This is a genomic window from Nostoc sp. (assembly GCF_036917775.1).
Taxonomy (GTDB): domain Bacteria; phylum Cyanobacteriota; class Cyanobacteriia; order Cyanobacteriales; family Nostocaceae; genus Nostoc.
The window spans coordinates 1-18,173 of the sequence record NZ_JBALEQ010000140.1 but is presented as its reverse complement, the minus strand read 5'-3'; the positions used below and the strand labels follow the sequence as shown (position 1 = coordinate 18,173).

The window sequence follows — 18,173 nt, the reverse complement described above, 5'->3', positions numbered from 1 at the left end:
GCGGAAAGCTTACTGGGTTTAGGGTAAAGGTAAATTTAAACCCTTTCCCCCTTAACCGAAAAGTATTGGCCTTTGAGGGATCGATGATTTTAGTGTTATGCGCCGTGATCTTCAATAATTTAGCGGAAGAAAGGACGTATCCAAAGCACTGGTTATAACATTGTATCTAGAGAAATCAAGCGCAAAATGTAGGGGCAATTCATGAATTGCTCCTACAGAAAATTACTCAATCTTTAAGTTGAAAGGCAAACGAGCATAAACTCCCTGCGGATCGTTCATTTTTTGCAGAATCTCTACTTCCTGTTGCAATTTCTGGAATTCAGTGGTGAGGGGGTTAGATGGTTTGAGTTGTACCGCCTCAATTCCTAAAGCAGTTCGCACTTCTTCACTTGCAAGTCCAAAAAAGCGTTCTCCGAAACTGCTAGTGCGAGGATATTCTTGCACTTCCCAGTCTTCTCCTAGTTTTGCCTCTTTGACAGCATAAGCGATCGCACTATTCAAACCACCAATTTCATCAACTAAACCAATTTCCTTCGCCGCCACACCAGACCAAACCCGTCCTTGGGCAATTTCTGCAACTTTTTGTCCTGGGAGTTTCCGACCTTGAGAAACTTTATTCAGAAACATATTATAAATGCGGTTAACACTACGTTGATAAAGTGCCAACTCTTGAGGCGATTTTGGACGCGAAACTGTTTGACTATCAGCATAGGTTCCAGTTTTCACCGAATCCCAAGTAATGCCGTTATCATTAGCCAGCTTTGCACCATTAAATAGCAACCCAAATACACCTATTGAACCTGTAATGGTATTTGGTTCAGCAAAAATGCGATTAGAGTCGCTAGCAATCCAATAACCCCCAGAGGCGGCGACATCACCCATTGACACTACAACCGGTTTTGCTTCACGGGTTAATTTCACTTCTCGCTGCATAACTTCGGCTGCGGTAGCGCTACCACCAGGACTATTAATCCGTAATACAACAGCCTTTACATCCTTATCTTGTCGGAGTTTGTTAAAGATTTTGGCAAAGCGATCGCCTCCTACTTGTCCACCATCACCTTTACCATCGACAATTTCACCCTCTGCATAAACAACGGCAATTTGATTTTTTGAGCTACGTTCTACACCCAAAGATTTGCCAGAAACTTCTGCGTAGCTATTTAGGTTAATTTGTCGGAATGTTTTGTCGTCTTTATCGCTATTTGTCAACTTTTTGAGGTCACTAACCACTTCATCAGGGTATGCGACTCGATCGACTAAACCGTTAGTTTTAGCTTGTGTGGCTTCCAGTACTGCTTGACTATCTGCGATCGCTTGCAACTGGTTAGGTTCAATTTTCCGACTTGCACCTACAGCAGTGCGCCATTCTCCCCAAACATCATCTAACAATTTCTGAGTTTGTTCGCGGTTTTCTGGACTCAATTTTGTAAGGATAAACGGTTCCACAGCACCTTTGAATTTACCCACCCGCACGACTTGCACACCAATGCCGTACTTCTGTAATGCACCCGCTAAGAACATCGGTTGTGAACTTAAACCATTAACTTCCATCATTCCCAAAGGATTAAGCACAATGGAATCTGCCACTGAACTAAGGTAATATTCTTTTTCACTCCAATCGCTGCCATAAGCCACAATCTTTTTCCCAGAAGCACGAAACTCCTCCAACGCTTTCCGAATTTCTTTAAGGGAGGCATAGCCGACGTTACCAGCTTGGCTAGCGCTAGTTGAATCGAGGTAGATCCCAACAATTCGCGGATCGCGTCGTGCTTTTTCCAAAGTTTCTACAACTTTGCGGAGTGCCATCCTTTCGTCATCCACACCTGATAGTGTCTTTTGAAACAGTTCGTCAGAACTAGGTTCGCTATCAGTAATTTTCATCGACAAGTCAAAAACCAACACTGACTTATCTTTTACATTTGGCCCTGTATCTTTAGACGAGCTAGCAGCAAATATTAGCAACAATAATCCAGTGGTTCCTAGACCACCAAAAATAATTAGTCCTAATAATGTGCCAACTAAACTAGCAAAAGTTTGTTTGATAAAATTACGCATTAGTTATTAGTTATTGGGGATTGGGAATTGGGGATTGGGGATTGGGGATTGGGAATTGGGAAGAGGACTTGGGGACAAGGAGAATTGGGGACAAGGGGAAAGACTTGTTTCAAGTTCTCACTTCTTGTCCCCTTGTCCCCCTGCTTCTTCCCCATTCACCATTCCCCATTACTTATTCTATGCGCTGTAAACTACCAGAATGCTTTAAATGATACAAGGTAGCGTTGCCAGTGCAGAATAAGACTGTAGTGATTTCAGCGATTAATACTTCAGCAAGTTCCGCAACTGCTGTCTCTGATGTTGCTGCTGCTTGCAAAAAAGGCATTGCTAAACCAGCTATATCTGCTCCCAAGGCGATCGCGGCTGCAACATCCAGTCCATGACGCAAACCTCCTGAAGCAATTAAAGGCACATTTGGAGCGATCGCTCTAATAGTTGTAATGCACTCTGCTGTCGGTAAACCCCAATCGGCAAAAGTCTTCCCTAAGCGACGTTGTAAGGGATTTTCTGCCCGTTCACTTTCTACTTTTGCCCAAGAAGTACCCCCTGCACCAGCGACATCAATTGCTGCTACTCCAGAGGCGAGAAGTTTTTGTGCGATCGCTGCTGAAATGCCATTACCAACTTCCTTTGCAATCACTGGTACTGGCAATTTTGAACACAATGTAGAAATCTTGTCAAGCAAACCCCGGAAATTAGTATCACCTTTGGGTTGAATGCACTCTTGTAAAGGGTTAAGGTGTAAAATCAGGGCATCAGCCTCTAGGATATCAACTACCCGCAGACATTCATCTAAGCCGTACTTGTAATTAAGTTGCACAGCCCCCAGATTCGCAAATAGCAGAATATCGGGCGCATACTTGCGGACAGCAAAAGTATCAGCCACCTGGGGTTTTTCTACCGCTACTCGCTGGGAACCGACACCCATTGCAATTTTGTAATGTTGCGCGACTTTGGCCAAACGTTGGTTAATCATTGCGGCTTGTTCTGTTCCACCAGTCATGGAAGAAATTAATAAGGGTGCGCCAAGGTGTTTCCCCAAGAAAGCTGTACTGATATCAATCTCGTCATGGTTCAGTTCGGGTAAGCAAGAATGGGTGAAACGATAACGTTCCAGTCCATTAGTGATTTGATGAGACTGAACATCTTCCTCTAAACAGATCCGAATGTGATCGGCTTTGCGATTCTGAGTTTGTGCAGAGATGTTGGTAGGGGCGTTCACTGGTGGGTTGGCTAAAAGGATTGGGTTGCGATCGCTATTGTTACATTGTCTGCAACCGTATTTTTATAACAAAAATATTTATTTTCCCTATCTTTAGGGTACGTTACGCTATTGATAACATATCCATTCCCTCATTTTATGAGTTAATTAATATGGTTTTACAAACAGAAAAGCGCTACTACACCCCAGAAGAATATTTGGAATTGGAAGAAAAGGCTGAATATAAAAATGAATACAGAGACGGAGAAATTATACCGATGACAGGGGGAACAACTAACCACAATAAAATTGCACTGGATTTTTGTCGCAAGTTTCCCCTAACAGTCCAAGGTCAAGCTTATGACATATATATGGCTGATGTTAAAGTATCAATACCTCGTCATCGCATTTATACTTATCCTGATATTATAGTCATCAAAGGTAAGCCTATTTACGAGGGAACAGGTACAACAATTATTACTAATCCCTTATTAATTGTTGAAGTCTTATCAAATTCAACTAAAAATTATGACAAAACAGATAAGTTTAAATATTATCGTTCAATTCCTGGTTTTCAAGAATATATTATGATTGACCAGTATAGTTTTGCTGTAGAACAATTTGCAAAGCAAGCAGAAGGTCAATGGATTTTTAAAGAGTATGAAGGTGAAGATGCAGTTTTAGTCTTAGATTCTATCGAATTTCAAATTACCTTGCGTGATATTTACGAGCGAGTTGATTTTGAGTTGATTGAGGAATAAAACTGCGATAACATGGGCATCATTAACCGCAAATGATGCCTATTTGTTGCTCATTACGCCGTCTGTGTAGCAGCCACTTTTGAGTCTGCGGTAGATTTTAACCGGGTAATAGTGGCTTTACGAATGCGATCGCTTTTGCGTACTCCGCCAGTCATCTCGTATTCCCGGCTGTCTTTGCCATACTTTAACACCACACCACTGACTAAGCGCTCTGAGGTTTCGCGAATAGTCTTTTCAAGGGTTTCTATTTTTTCCTTTGCAGAGTCAATGGCAGTTAGCATCATATTATACTGGTCAATCTGGTTGCGGAGTTGCCCGGTTAACTCGGTTAAATGGTTTAAGCTGATGGAATCACCAAAGTCGAGGCTAGAATTAATTGATTTAAATCCGATTACTCTCTGTTCGGTTTTTTCTAGCACGTTAGAACTTCTTTTTTTGCGTGGCATCAATGCACTCCTTTTACTAAACTTATCTTTCTAGAGTGTCTCAATAGAGCAATGTAGTGGTTCAGTAAAACTTGCAAAAAAAGGTGTTTTTTTAAATAAGATTGGATTGCTAGCTAAGTAGTTACACGACAACAGACAATAAATTGTTGAGAATAGACTTGTGTTCTGAACGAATAGACTTGTGTTCTGAACGAATGGACTTGTATTCTGAACAAATGGACTTGTGTTCTGAATGAATGGACTTGTGTTCTGAATGAATGGACTTGTGTTCTGAATGAATGGACTTGTGTTCTGAACGAATGGACTTGTGTTCTGAATGAATGGACTTGTGTTTTGAACAAACAAGAGAGACGCGATAAATCGCCGTCTCTACAAGGCATTTTTGTCATCTATTATAATTTTTATCAAAAAACCCGATCCGAACCGGATTGCACGCAATCGAGAAACGCCATATTTATACCGATTTGAAAAAAGAACGTAACAAATAGACCATACATCTTGTAGAGACGCGATTCATCGCGTCTTGAACTTGAACCAAGGATGTGTTGCAATCATTAATTAAATTGTTATTAGATTTTTTCACGCAATTAAACCGGATTCCTATATAAATCAACCAATATAGCCACAGCCCCTCTTTGCTTGCAGAGAGGGGCTTGTGATATTATTGACCCTCAGAACGGCGATGTGTGGGTAACAGGCTCTTTTTCTGTTTTTCTTGGAGACTGCTGGCTTGTTTCAGCACTGGAATACACTGGTTAATCATCCAGATTAAAACGTCGATTGGTGAGTCTCCTTGCTGAAGGCGATTTTCGGCATTTATGCCAATTAACACTATTTGCACAATTAGCAAGAAAGCGTAGGCGTAGCCCGCACTTCGGCTGCGCCCTTCGGCTACGCTCAGGACAGGCTCAGTGACCATCGTAGACATCGCTCTTTGACTTGCACTTTTACCAGGTTTTTTAGCTGACATCTGAATTCACCTTGTTTTTCGGTTTACAAGGTCAATTATTTTTTTGGGTATTTCCCCAGACACATCCCCCACGCAACGTCTATAATGCTTGTATTGTCAGGTTTTGCGGCTTGGGTAAGCTTGTTTGTTTGGGTAATTCAAAATTATTTGACTGATGTCAAGAAATATTCGTGCAGATGAATCAGTTTTAAAGAATGTACTCAGTCTGGTAGAAGCATTGCTGCAACTGTCGGTAGAGCAAGATTGTGAATCAAAAATTCCGCTTTGCGTTGTCTGGAATGCTGATAAGCTGCGAATTACCGGATATAAAAGCGAACAGACAAGAGGAAACAGAAGCAAAACACCTGAAGTTGGTACAAAAAAGGAATATTTACTCCAACAGATTAAAGATGCTGGCAAAACTTTAAAACTTCCCCCGCAAAAAGCAGAATCTAATGTTTCTCTGGAAAAAAGAGAATTAGACGAGCTTCAAACTGCACTTGACTGGTTGAAAGAGTTGGGAGTGCGAGAAGACCAAAAATCTACAAAGAGTCAAGGTTATTGGAAATTTACCCTGACGCTAAAACATCAGACAGCGACGATAAAAGATAATCTGGAGGTGGTTAAGCAGAAGTGGAAAGAATACCAAAAAGCGAATTTAAAAGAGACATCCCAGGTACAAACAACAGATAATAGCTTGGATTGGCAAGAAATCTGCGGCGCTATGCTGGAAAAGCACAAGCGTCTTACCACAAATGAGTTGCTATTTGCTGATGATGAGATGAAATTTGAGCTAGAGGCAATTCATGTCCCTTTAGCCTTGGTGGAGCGTAACAAACCGAATAAGTGCAGTGAGGATATATCCGCAGAACAAGGTTCGCGGCTTTACGAACCGAGTTATGAAGAGAAGCAGCGATTTGAACATGGGGCTTTTTTAGAGCAAGTTATCCGTGATGGTGTTGGTAAAACTCAAGGACACCGCATCGCTTTAATTGGGGAACCAGGTGCAGGAAAGACTACTCAGTTGCAAACTATAGCTTTTTGGATATTAAACAACAATCTGGGTTTGCCAATTTGGATTTCTTTGGCAGACTTGCAAGGAAAGAGTGTAGAAAATTATCTGCTGCAAGATTGGCTGAAGAATGCTTTAGAAGTGGTGCGTGTAAAAGAAGAACAGGAAAACACTTTCGCAGATTTATTCAAGAATAATCGTGTGTGGTTGTTGTTGGATGCAGCAGATGAAATGTCTTCACTCCAACCATTAACTGAGATTTTCCAGCAGTTGACGGGATGGGTTAAAAATGCGCGGGTTGTGCTGACTTGTCGGGTGAATGTTTGGGAAGCAAACGCCAACGCTTTAGAAAATTTTGAGACGTATCGGTTACTCAATTTTGAATATCCGCAACAAGTGCAAGAGTTTATTGGGCGTTGGTTTTTCAACAAGGATGCAGACAAAGGCAAAAGATTATGGCAGGAATTAGATAAAGCTGAACGTCAGCGCATCCAAGATTTAGTTAAAAATCCTTTGCGGTTAGCGCTGTTGTGTAGCACTTGGCAAGGTTCCGATAAAGGTTTACCGGAAACTAAAGCCGGACTTTATCAGCAGTTTGTGGAAGAGGTTTACAAGTGGAAAGAAAACCGCTTCCCTACCACAGAACAGCAGCAAGAGGAATTAAACGCAGCGTTGGGACGTTTGGCAAAACGGGCAATCGACCAAGAAACGTCACGGTTTCGGCTACGACATAAGTTTGTGCGTGAGGTATTAGGTGATGCAAAACAGCAAAATTCTTTATTTTCGTTAGCGTTAAAGTTGGGATGGCTAAATGAAGTTGGACTAGCTGCGGAATCAGCAACGAAAGAGAAAGTTTACGCTTTCTACCACACCACATTTGAGGAATATTTTGCAGCGTTGGAGATGTCTAATTGGCACGAGTTTCTGAATCATGTTCCCGACAACCCCGCGTTAAGCGTTTATCGCATTTTTGCCCCGCAGTGGAAAGAGGTGATTTTGCTGTGGTTGGGACGTGAGGATGTGGGGAGGAAGGAAAAAGAAGAGTTTATTCAGGCGTTGGTGGAATTTGATGATGGGTGCGGAGAATTCAAAGCTATTGATAGAGTCAGAAGGGGATTTTACGAGTTTCGCGCTTATTTTATTGCTGCTGCGGGGGTTGATGAGTGGAAAAATTCTGTCAACGCAGATGCTATTGTGGCGGAAATAGTTAAATGGAACTTTGGCGAGTTTAAGGTTGAACAAAACGAGTGGGTAGAATTTCTTACACCAATTGCAGAGGGAGCAAGGACAGCACTGCCTCAAACAAATCGCATAAAGGCAATTGATGCTTTGGTGGAGTTAATCGGCAAACCACAACTGGATAATTCTACCCTTAGGCAAGCGGCATTTAGCTTAGAGGAAATTGGCTTTGGCAACTCTACGGCAATTCATGCCTTGGTGAAGTTAATTGGCAAGCCACAGGTAGATAATGGTATCCAACAGCAAGTCCTATATAGCTTAGGGGAAATTAGCTCTGGCAACTCTACAGCAATCGATGTCTTAGTGGAGTTTATCGGCAATTCACAGGTAAATGATTATACCCGAAGCCTAGCGGCAAGAAGCTTAGGGCAAATTGACCCAGGTAACTCTACGGCAATCAATGTCTTAGTGAAGTTAATCCGTAACCCACAAGTAGATTATTATACCCAAAGCCTAGCGGCAAGAAGCTTAGGGGAAATTGACCCAGGTAACTCTACAGCAATTGAGGTATTAGTGGAGTTAATCAGCAAACCACAAGAGGATAATTCTACCCTTAGGCTAGCGGCATCTAGCTTAGGGGAAATTGATCCAGGCAACTCTAGGGCAATTGCTCTTTTGGTGGAGTTAATCGGCAATTCACAAGTAAATGATTATACCCGAAGCCTAGCGGCAAGAAGCTTAGGGGAAATTGACCCAGGTAACTCTACGGCGATTGATGCCTTGGTAGAGTTAATTCGCAACCCACAGGTGGATAATGATACCGTCAGCGAAGCGGCATTTAATTTAGGACAAATTGGCTCTGGGGACTCTAGGGCAATTGATGCTTTGGCAGAGTTAAGCTGCAACTTTCAGGTGGATGATCGTACCCGATGGCGAGCCGTAGAAAGCTTAGGGGAAATTGGCTTTGGCAACTCTAGGGCGATTGATGCCTTGGTAGAGTTAATTCGCAACCCACAGGTGGATCATAATACCGTCAGCGAAGCGGCATTTTACTTAGGACTAATTGGCTCTGGCAACTCTAAGGCAATTGACACCTTGGTAGAGTTAATCCGTAGCCGACGAGTAGACGGTTTTACTCTAAAAGAAGTGGCACAAAGCTTAGGGCGCATTGACCCAGGCAACTCTACAGCGATCACTGCTTTGGTGGAGTTAATTGGTAATTCACAGTTGGATGATTTGATCCGAAGGCTAACGGCATCTAGTTTAGTGGAAATTATCGCAGAGGAACACATGACACCTGTTGTCATTGCTTGGAACAATTACTTATCACCTAAAACTTATAAAAATGACTTTAAGCAATTTTATAATTGCTACGAAGTTATCTGGAAGTGCGCCCAAAGTATGCCCTACCCGGCTTTTTATCAAGCTTGGCATCAACAAGAGAAAGTGAAAGATGGAGAGTAGGAAAGAAAAATACTTCCTCCAGCCAAAACATAAGCGAAATGTAGAAGCAGCAATCCCTTGTAAAGACGCGATTCATAGCATCTCGTAAGCGTCTGGTAAATCTATCGCGTCTAATCTTTCCGCAATCAAGGGTATGCGATCGCCCCTAATAAAACAGATATTGTAAACAGAATGGGAATGCGTAGGCGTAGCCCGCCGCAGGCATCGTTTTTGCGATCGCCCCCCTTGTAGAGACGCGATTCATCGCGTCTTCTTCCTTCCCACCATTTACATAGCGCAAATAATTCCGAGTTTTTTGGGTTGGCGATTACATCAATGCAAAGCAATAATTGCATAAATTTTTGTATCAATCAAAGATGTAATCATGAATAATGATCCTCAACCAGAAAACAACAAACCTAAATACAAAGGTAAATATCGCGTTGATTCAATCCGTTTACCAGCATGGAGTTATGCTAGTAACGCTGGATATTTCGTTACTATTTGCACCGACGGTAAAAAATGCTTTTTTGGTGAGGTTGTACAGGGTGAAATGCACCTATCATCAATTGGAGAAATTGCTCAGAAATTGTGGTATGAGATTCCTAATCATTTTTATAATTGCCAGATAGATTCGTTTTGCGTCATGCCTAATCATATTCATGGGATTTTGATTATTAATCAAATACGAGAAGACGCGATGAATCCACGAAAACAGGAAGAAGACGCGATGAATCGCGTCTCTACAAGGGGGGACGATCAACGGGGTGGGGTTACTGGTTTATTTAATCCGATGTTGTCTAAAAATTCCCTTTCTAAAATTGTTAGGTGGTACAAAGGACGATGTTCATTTGAAATTAATCAAATATATGAAGGTTTTGGATGGCAAGAAAGGTTTCATGACAACATAATTCGTGATGAATTCGCCCTCGATCAAGTTAGACAATATATTATCAATAACCCAATCAATTGGGAACGAGATTGTGAACAACCACACCACCCCTCCTTGTAGAGACGCGATTCATCGCGTCTTCTTGCTAATTCATCGCGCCTAGTACTATTTACGCGTATAACGATGTTTCACCCCAATCGGAAAATATTCTGCATCCCCCATAGACGCTAATGTAACTTGTGGTGTTTGATATTCTACCGGAACATAATTAGCAAACTCGCTATTCAGACGTAGCAGTTGTGAAAGAATAGAAGATGCGATCGCAATTCTTCGCTCTTCACTACCCTCTACCCCTGGTGCTAACTCCACAACTACAGATAAAAATCGATTTTTGTCAGCATCTTCCTTCACCTGCAAGACAAACTTACCCGTCACCCATTCTTGAATTCCTGGTTGTTCTAATCCCACCGTCACATTTTCGGGATAGATATTTGCGCCAAAGTAAGAAACTGTAAAGTTAGAACGACCGAAGACATAAACAAAAGGTAGCTGATGAATACCTCTAGGTAATTCTTGAGTGTCAGAACGCAGATTTTCGAGCGGGTTAAACCCCCATTCTGCTAAAAATTGCAGCATGGCATCATAACTAATTATTCCGCCAGTATCTAAAATGTCATAACGTACTAAGGGAATACCGTTATCTCCCGAAAACAACAATCCGCCATCGTGAACTTCAAAAAAGCGAGTGAAGGGATCGTATTGTACTAGCGTGGGTAAACGCGATTCTCCAAATAAAGCTCTAGCTGCATCGGGATTTTCTGCCAAAAAACGGCGAATGCAGATACTTAACGGGGTTTCATTACCCAAAACTCCCGCATCCGCAGTGCCGTAGAGTGATGCAAAATCATAGCAAGGATTTTGTGAACCAACTCGTTCGCCAACTAAACTCCGCCATTCTTCACTAAATACTTCTCCCGCCATCACTAATTTAATCTGATATTGCTGCCACTCCACACCACGGGCGATACCAGTATCAATTACATCTTTTAAAAATGGCGGGTATCCCAATAACACCACTTGTTCAAATCCTGAACCTAGTTCTTGGACAACTCGCAAGATTTCATCTTTGTTGTTACCAGGAGTAATTACGGTGATGAGATAACCTTTGCTAGCAAGATAACGACAGCAATTAGTGGTAAACATCCCACCTACCCAAGTGCCCAAAGTGAAACAAATCACTGCTAGGGTACGTCTAGTATCTGAATGAAAACTATCGTGAAAAATTTGTTCAAAACGTGTGGAGATTTGGAGTTCATCTGTGAAAAAACGAGGCCAAAATGTCGGTTTACCACTAGAACCTGATGAAGCGGCGATCATATCGCACCCTTCTAGTTGTCCGTTACGGCACAAGTCAGCTAAAGGATAACTCAGTATATAATTTTGTTTAGCGATCGCTGGGAGTTTTTGAAACTCCTCCAAGGTTTGAATAGTCGCGGGATTAATTTCCCTTTCTGCTAAAAAAGCTTTGTAGGCAGGTACATTAGCCGCCACATCATGAAATAAAGTTAAAGCTGCCGAAGTTTGAGTATTGAGATGCCGTTGCAGTATCGTTTCTAGGGGAGTAGACAAAAAATCTTCAAATGCTTTAATTACTTGCTGCTGTCGTGGTTTGCAGTTCATGACGCTTGTTGTTTATCCTGAAAATAGAACCAACACTATTATTTGCTGTGAGTATTCTAGCCGTTATCTGATACCCGCAAAACTCCAGTGATTCTCACCAACATAGATTTACTATAGGAACACCCATCTCCTAATGTTTGGTAGGATATCCGAAAATGAGGGTATGCACGTTGTAGTCATTCAATAAAACATTAATTTATCCTTCAGCACCATGCAACTCTATTGCAGTAGACAACACACAAATAATGGTAGTAACCGCTTTTGTACCCATTGTGGTGAACCATTACCTCTTGCTGTGGGACAGGTTGTGGATAATCGCTATCAAATTATCCGTCATTTAGGGCAGGGCGGCTTTGGACGCACCTATTTGGCAGAGGATATAAGTCAATCCCATCGAACCTGTGTGCTGAAGGAATTTGCACCCCAAGTACAAGAACATCAAGATTTACAAAAAGCTAAAGAGTTATTTGAACGAGAAGCCAATGTTCTGAAAAAACTCCAGCATCCACAGATTCCGCGTTTTCACGCTTCGTTACAAGTTAAAATAGGCGCTAAAGATTTTTTCTTTCTCGTACAAGATTATGTGGATGGTGACAATTACTACCAATTATTAGAACAACGCGAGAGCCAAGGCAAAACTTTCAGTGAAGAGGAAGTAATCACCCTACTGCAACAGATTTTACCTGTATTAGCCTACATCCACTCACAAGATGTTGTTCACCGTGATATCTCTCCCGATAATTTAATTTGGCGGCGTTCTGATAATCTACCCGTGCTGATTGATTTTGGTGGTGTCAAGCAATTGCCAGCTTCTCAAGGTTTTTGGCAGACTAAGTTGGTGGGAAATAATACTTTGCTGGGTAAAAAAGGCTACGCTCCAGAAGAGCAGCTACGGCAAGGTAAAGCCTTTTTTAGTAGTGATTTATACTCTTTGGCGGTTACATCACTGGTATTGCTTACAGGGCAAGAACCGCAAAAATTATACGACAGCTACCAGGGAATTTGGGGTTGGGGAAAACAAATCCGAGTTAGTCCCAAACTGGAAGCGGTGTTAAAAAAGATGGTAGCTTATAAACCGAGCGATCGCTATCAACGAGCCGAGCAAATCCTCAAAGATTTACCATCGTCAAGTGCGACTAAATCAACTGGAAATTCGATTACCAGCAAGATTAAGACGATGGTAGTTGCTCCGGGAAGACAACGCGCCAGCGCTATTGTGAGTAGATTCCAGAACAGAACGCAAGCAATCGCCAAACCGGTATCTTTCCCTCTTTGGATTCGTCCTTTTATGATGAGTTTAGGGGGAACAGCTTTAGTTGTCTTAACCGGTGCCGGTGCTTGGGGAGTAGTAAATGCAGTAATTCGCAGCGTATCTTCAATTACCATCCCATCAATTTCATTACCGCAAATTCCCCAATTCCCAAGCGGTAAACCAGGTAGTGACAAAGGAAAAAACCCTAATCTCCAAGAAATTATCAGTCGTCGCCAACAGCTAGAAATTACTGAAGGATTTTTTATTCCCTTCGTAGACGATTTATTTTATACAAAAAAACCAGAATTAAAGGGACGTAGCCTGACATCTAAACCAGAAGACGCTGGTTTACGAGATGAATGGTCTGGTATCGCTGACGATTTATTGAATAAAATAGAACAGGCAAAGCTCAGTACAGAAGCTCGTCGAAAATTAGGTAAATATAGTCAAAAAGATTACGATACATGGAGACGACAAGCGCGATCCGGCCAATTAGGGAACTATACACTTGAGCAACTGAACAAAGATACAAATGAAAAATTTGATCGGTTGTTTCCTGGTCAGGAGCGTGGGAAACTGAATCAAAAGACCTTCGGTCAAATTTGGTATGCGATCGCAGCCGATCAAGTCAGTAAAGTACAATCTGGCAAGTAAGGAGACTGGCGACTAGGGAAGAATAACAAATGACCAATGACAAATGACCAATGACAAATGACCAAAATATATTGTTATAAAGGACATGAAAATTCCCCAAGTAGTCGCTTTTGTCTCCAGTGTGGTGAAAAATTGTCGGGTGTGCCCATGAGTTATAGTATCCAACCGGGACTAACTTTAGGCGATCGCTATGTAATTGTGCGTCAAATTGGCCAAGGTGGCTTTGGACGGACTTATTTAGCCGAAGATGTCAACCGTTTCCGCGAACTTTGTGTTTTAAAAGAATTTTCCCCCCAAGTTCAAACCGCTTACGTTGTTCAAAAAGCAGAAGAACTGTTTGAGAGAGAAGCGAGTGTTCTCTATAAACTGCAACATCCGCAAATTCCCCGCTTCCGAGAACTGCTGCGGCTCAACTTAGGCGGCAAAGAATATCTGTTTTTGGTGCAAGATTATGTAGAAGGGGAAACTTACAATTCTTTGTTAAATGCGCGATTACAACAAGGTTTGCGCTTTACAGAAGCAGAAGTACGCCAATTATTGCAGCAAATTTTGCCAGTGTTGGAATACATCCACTCACTGGGAGTAATTCATCGAGATATTTCTCCAGATAACTTAATGCTTCGCACTGTTGACAAACTGCCAGTTTTAATTGATTTTGGCGGTGTCAAACAAGTAGTAGCAACCGTAGCTTCCGAATATTACCAACCCGGTATGGTTGCATCTTCCCCATCACCAACCCTATTAGGTAAGGTAGGATTTGCACCCCCAGAACAGATGCAAACTGGGTTAGTATCTCCCCACAGCGACTTATATGCCTTGGCAGCATCAATGTTAGTTTTACTGACAGGGAAACAGCCACAAGAATTAATTGATACCTATAATCTTACCTGGCAGTGGCGACGGGAAGTAAATGTGAGTCCGATTTTGGCACAGGTATTAGATAAAATGCTATCTGCCAGACCAAGCGATCGCTATCAATCAGTTCGTCAAGTAATCGAAGCCCTCAACCCTCCCCCAGCAAACTATCCCCCAACTCAATATCCCACTCCATCACAACCCACATCCGCCACTGTCGCCGTTTCCCCCCCTCCCCCATCCTTCTCATCTCCCCCCTCTCCCTCTTGGTGGACACCAACAAAAACCTTTCTAGTGGCGGCGGGGGTAGCTAGTAGTATTGGATTAATTTGGTGGGGAGTGAATAGCAGCCGCAACGATATCGGGGAAGTTCAACCAACTCCCACAGCCAGCCCGACTCCAACCAGTAACCAGCCAACCGATCCCTTAGCGCAATATTCACCAGCAGAACGGCAGCGTAAAGAAAAATTAAACGATCGCCGTCAACAGTTGGGGATTAACTCTAACTTCTACGTGAACTTGGTGAATCAAGTTTTTTGGGACAGAAACCCTAGTGTACGTGGACGCACTCTCAGCGATGGGAATGAAGATGAGGGTTTACGGGCAGAATGGGATAAAACAGCCTCAGAATTGCTCGAAAAACTAGCACCCCTGAGTTCCAACACCCGCCGACAACTGGGAACTTACACAACTGCTGAACGCGATCGCTGGAAAGTAGAGGTCAACAAAATCAACGTTGGTAGTCGTTCTTTGTATGATTTGGGAGACGCTGCATTTTTAAGTGTATTCCCTGAACAACGTGGTAAAGATTTCCGAGATCAGCCCATTGGACAAGTTTGGTACGGTTTCGTTAGCGATAAACTCAGTGCGATCCTATCCGGTAGCGCTTTCCAGAAACTTGTCTTTGATCAGGGTGCTACTGGCAAAACAGTCAACGGTACTCTTCAATCTGGTAGTGGCAAAGTATTCATTGCTGGACTTGCTAAAAATCAATCTCTGGAATTGAAACTAGAAGCAAATTCCCAAGTTTTATTATCAGTCTATTCACCCTCTGGCAAAATCCAATTCTTAGAAGATTCTACCAAGCGTAGTTTATCAACTAAATTACCAGAAAACGGATTTTACGAGTTTGTCGTGGTTTCCACTGCATCGAAATCAGTAGACTATGAACTCACTATTACAGCAGAAAATCCCACTCCTTCCCCATCGCCAACACCTACGCCAACGTCTACACCCACGGAAACACCCACACCTGAACCTACACCAACGTCCACTCCCACAGAAACCCCCACACCTGAATCTACACCTACGCCTAGTGCTGAGGTGACTCCCCAGAAGAATTAAAAATATCGGAGAAACCCAATTAGATAAGTTGATTCGCTAAAACCTTGCAATCCCACTCCCAATAGGGTTCGGTTAAGGTTTTTTGATGAAAATTCTAGATCGCAAAGACGCGATAAATCGCCGTCTCTACAATAATCAGTCCTTTGTAGAGACGGCGATTCATCGCGTCTCTTGTCTTAACCGAACCGTATTGATCCCACTCCTTAAACGGGTGGGAGTATCAAAATCCCATAGAAAACAATTTACCAATTTGGGCCAAATCGACATTTCCACCACTGATGATGACACCAATCCTCGACTCTGGTGCTGTCACCACACCTTCGAGTAAGGCTGCGGCTGCAAGCACTCCGGTGGGTTCAACGACAATTTTTAGACGTTCCCATAAGAAAAACATGGTGCGAAGAATTGCTTCTTCCGATACCGTTACCATATCATCGACGTAATGCAGCACCAAGGGGAAAGTAATTTTACCAAGGCTAGGAGTCCGCGCACCATCAGCGATAGTATCAGGATTTTTGACTGTTTGCAGGGTTTTGGTGTGAAAAGAGCGGGTAGCATCGTCGGCGATCGCTGGTTCTACCCCGATGACTTTACAATTGGGTAAAAGTGACTTAGCTGCGATCGCACATCCTGAAAGTAATCCGCCACCGCCACAACAAACTAACAGCAAGTCCAATTCACCAACTTCTTGGATCAGTTCTAAAGCAGTTGTTCCTTGTCCAGCGACTACATGGGGATGATCGTAAGGGGGAATGAGTGTCAAAGAACGCTCACCTGCTAGATTTTGGGCTAATTCTTCTCGGTTTGTTGCTTGGCGATTGTATAAAATTATTTCTGCACCATAGCCACGAGTTGCAGTTTGTTTGACAATGGGTGCATCATCAGGCATGACAATAGTGGTGGGAATATTGAGGATTTTTCCAGCTAGAGCGATCGCTTGGGCATGATTTCCTGATGAATAGGTGATAACGCCTGTTTGTTTTTGGGCTACCGATAGTTGTGCTAAGGCATTGTACGCCCCTCTAAATTTAAATGCCCCAGTGCGTTGAAAGTTTTCGCATTTAAAGAATACTTGGCTATTGGTGCGATCGTTAACCATTCTAGAAGTTAGCACAGGCGTGCGATGGGAAATCCCTAAAATTCGCTCTTGTGCTGCTTGCACATCAGTTATAGTAACGGAATTAGGTTGTGACATTAATGACAATATTAATTATTTTGGCTGTTGTTTATATAGATACAGATTTTTATATTTGCGTCTCTTATGCTTGATTGAAGCATACTCGTTTCAGGTAGATAGCATCATTTATTGTCTGCATAAAAATAGCTACAGCAAACATTATATATTGCTGTAGTTAAATTTATAAAACTTAAATTAATTAACTCACATTCGCCATTTTTCTAGCATGAATAAAACATCTGAAAGTCGGCAAAAAAAAACTGCTCTAATTACAGGAGCTGCTAGTGGGATAGGCTATCAATTAACCCAGATTTTTGCTCGTCATGGTTATAATCTGGTGTTAGTCGATAAGAATGAACAAAAACTTACCGAAATCATAAATGAATTTCCGCAAAAGTTTGGGATTTTTGTGAAAATTTTGACTAAGGATTTATCCATCCCAACATCTCCAGAAGAAATTTTTAGAGAACTCCAGCAAGAATCAATCAAAATTGATGTGCTGGTTAACAATGCTGGCTTTGGTACTTATGGAGCATTTAGCGAAACAGACCTGAGTATTGAACTGCAAATGCTCCAGGTAAATATGGTGACATTGACTCATTTAACAAAGCTATTTCTCAAAGATATGGTCGAGCAAGACTATGGGAAAATATTAAATGTAGCCTCAGCAGCAGCTTTTCAACCGGGGCCTCTAATGGCAGTTTATTTTGCTACTAAAGCCTATGTCTTATCATTTTCAGAAGCGATCGCTAATGAATTAGAGGGTACTGGTGTTAGCGTGACTGTTCTTTGTCCCGGGCCAACAGCATCGGAATTTCAACAAACTGCTGCAATGGAGGATTCCAAAATTGCTAACGTTAACAGAATGATGGATACGGAAACCGTTGCTAAGATTGGTTATCGAGGTTTAATGAAAAATAAAACTGTTGTTGTTCCTGGGATGAGAAATAAAATATTGACCGAAAGCGTCAGATTTACACCCAGAAATCTAGTCACAAAGGTTGTGAGAAGTATGCACGAACTCAAGAAAAATAGGTAGCTAGTCACTTTTCTTATATAACAAAGTGGACAAGGGCATCTACCGAGAACTAGATGGATTAGCCATCCAACACTTCTGCCACAACTGCGTTACTGAAAGTTTTTGTTGTGAAGCCCACAGAATATCAGGACTTACGCCTGGAGTTTAGACTAAGCCATGCAAAATGACCCAGCAGGGCTGAGTTAATCAGAGACTTAGCAAAAGTATGAATAATCTTAGGTATTAAACAGC

Annotated in this window: 13 protein-coding genes; 6 read left to right on the top strand and 7 right to left on the bottom strand. The window is 42.1% G+C overall.

Annotated features, from left to right (window positions below):
• Positions 1 to 222: 222 nt before the first annotated feature.
• Together sppA and fni are read right to left on the bottom strand one after the other, a co-directional pair.
• The gene (gene sppA / locus V7K69_RS28085; RefSeq protein WP_335040571.1) at positions 223 to 2,058 is read right to left on the bottom strand and encodes a signal peptide peptidase SppA; all 1,836 of its coding nucleotides are present in this window, start codon (positions 2,056 to 2,058) and stop codon (positions 223 to 225) included.
• Positions 2,059 to 2,230: 172 nt separating this feature from the next.
• The gene (gene fni / locus V7K69_RS28080; protein WP_335040569.1) at positions 2,231 to 3,280 is read right to left on the bottom strand and encodes a type 2 isopentenyl-diphosphate Delta-isomerase; all 1,050 of its coding nucleotides are present in this window, start codon (positions 3,278 to 3,280) and stop codon (positions 2,231 to 2,233) included.
• 152 nt (positions 3,281 to 3,432) lie between these two features.
• Here fni and V7K69_RS28075 point away from each other — a divergent pair, with 152 nt between their 5' ends.
• Complete coding sequence (locus V7K69_RS28075; RefSeq protein WP_335040567.1) at positions 3,433 to 4,020, top strand: Uma2 family endonuclease; 588 nt, start codon at positions 3,433 to 3,435, stop codon at positions 4,018 to 4,020.
• A 53-nt stretch (positions 4,021 to 4,073) separates the two neighbouring features.
• On the opposite strand, the gene V7K69_RS28070 is transcribed toward V7K69_RS28075, so the two are convergent.
• On the bottom strand, positions 4,074 to 4,466 hold the full coding sequence (locus V7K69_RS28070) for a hypothetical protein (RefSeq protein ID WP_335040565.1): 393 nt from the start codon (positions 4,464 to 4,466) through the stop codon (positions 4,074 to 4,076).
• Between the two features lie 661 nt (positions 4,467 to 5,127).
• On the bottom strand, positions 5,128 to 5,436 hold the full coding sequence (locus V7K69_RS28065) for a hypothetical protein (RefSeq protein ID WP_335040563.1): 309 nt from the start codon (positions 5,434 to 5,436) through the stop codon (positions 5,128 to 5,130).
• A 154-nt stretch (positions 5,437 to 5,590) separates the two neighbouring features.
• Between V7K69_RS28065 and V7K69_RS28060 the strand changes: the two genes are divergently transcribed.
• The gene (locus tag V7K69_RS28060; protein WP_335040561.1) at positions 5,591 to 9,070 is read left to right on the top strand and encodes a HEAT repeat domain-containing protein; all 3,480 of its coding nucleotides are present in this window, start codon (positions 5,591 to 5,593) and stop codon (positions 9,068 to 9,070) included.
• A gap of 125 nt (positions 9,071 to 9,195) precedes the next feature.
• On the opposite strand, the gene V7K69_RS28055 is transcribed toward V7K69_RS28060, so the two are convergent.
• Positions 9,196 to 9,405 (bottom strand): hypothetical protein, encoded by a 210-nt coding sequence (locus tag V7K69_RS28055; RefSeq protein ID WP_335040559.1) that lies wholly within the window; start codon positions 9,403 to 9,405, stop codon positions 9,196 to 9,198.
• Positions 9,406 to 9,434: 29 nt separating this feature from the next.
• Between V7K69_RS28055 and V7K69_RS28050 the strand changes: the two genes are divergently transcribed.
• Positions 9,435 to 10,061 (top strand): transposase, encoded by a 627-nt coding sequence (locus V7K69_RS28050; protein WP_335040557.1) that lies wholly within the window; start codon positions 9,435 to 9,437, stop codon positions 10,059 to 10,061.
• 45 nt (positions 10,062 to 10,106) lie between these two features.
• Here V7K69_RS28050 and V7K69_RS28045 read toward each other — a convergent pair whose 3' ends face one another.
• Positions 10,107 to 11,621 (bottom strand): phenylacetate--CoA ligase family protein, encoded by a 1,515-nt coding sequence (locus V7K69_RS28045; protein WP_335040555.1) that lies wholly within the window; start codon positions 11,619 to 11,621, stop codon positions 10,107 to 10,109.
• A 211-nt stretch (positions 11,622 to 11,832) separates the two neighbouring features.
• Between V7K69_RS28045 and V7K69_RS28040 the strand changes: the two genes are divergently transcribed.
• On the top strand, positions 11,833 to 13,527 hold the full coding sequence (locus tag V7K69_RS28040; RefSeq protein ID WP_335040553.1) for a serine/threonine-protein kinase: 1,695 nt from the start codon (positions 11,833 to 11,835) through the stop codon (positions 13,525 to 13,527).
• Positions 13,528 to 13,584: 57 nt separating this feature from the next.
• On the top strand, positions 13,585 to 15,726 hold the full coding sequence (locus V7K69_RS28035) for a serine/threonine-protein kinase (protein WP_335040550.1): 2,142 nt from the start codon (positions 13,585 to 13,587) through the stop codon (positions 15,724 to 15,726).
• Positions 15,727 to 15,946: 220 nt separating this feature from the next.
• Here V7K69_RS28035 and V7K69_RS28030 read toward each other — a convergent pair whose 3' ends face one another.
• Positions 15,947 to 16,921, bottom strand: a complete 975-nt coding sequence (locus V7K69_RS28030; RefSeq protein WP_335040548.1) for a threo-3-hydroxy-L-aspartate ammonia-lyase — start codon at positions 16,919 to 16,921, stop codon at positions 15,947 to 15,949.
• A 208-nt stretch (positions 16,922 to 17,129) separates the two neighbouring features.
• Between V7K69_RS28030 and V7K69_RS28025 the strand changes: the two genes are divergently transcribed.
• Positions 17,130 to 17,942, top strand: a complete 813-nt coding sequence (locus tag V7K69_RS28025; RefSeq protein ID WP_335040546.1) for an SDR family NAD(P)-dependent oxidoreductase — start codon at positions 17,130 to 17,132, stop codon at positions 17,940 to 17,942.
• Positions 17,943 to 18,173 lie beyond the last annotated feature (231 nt).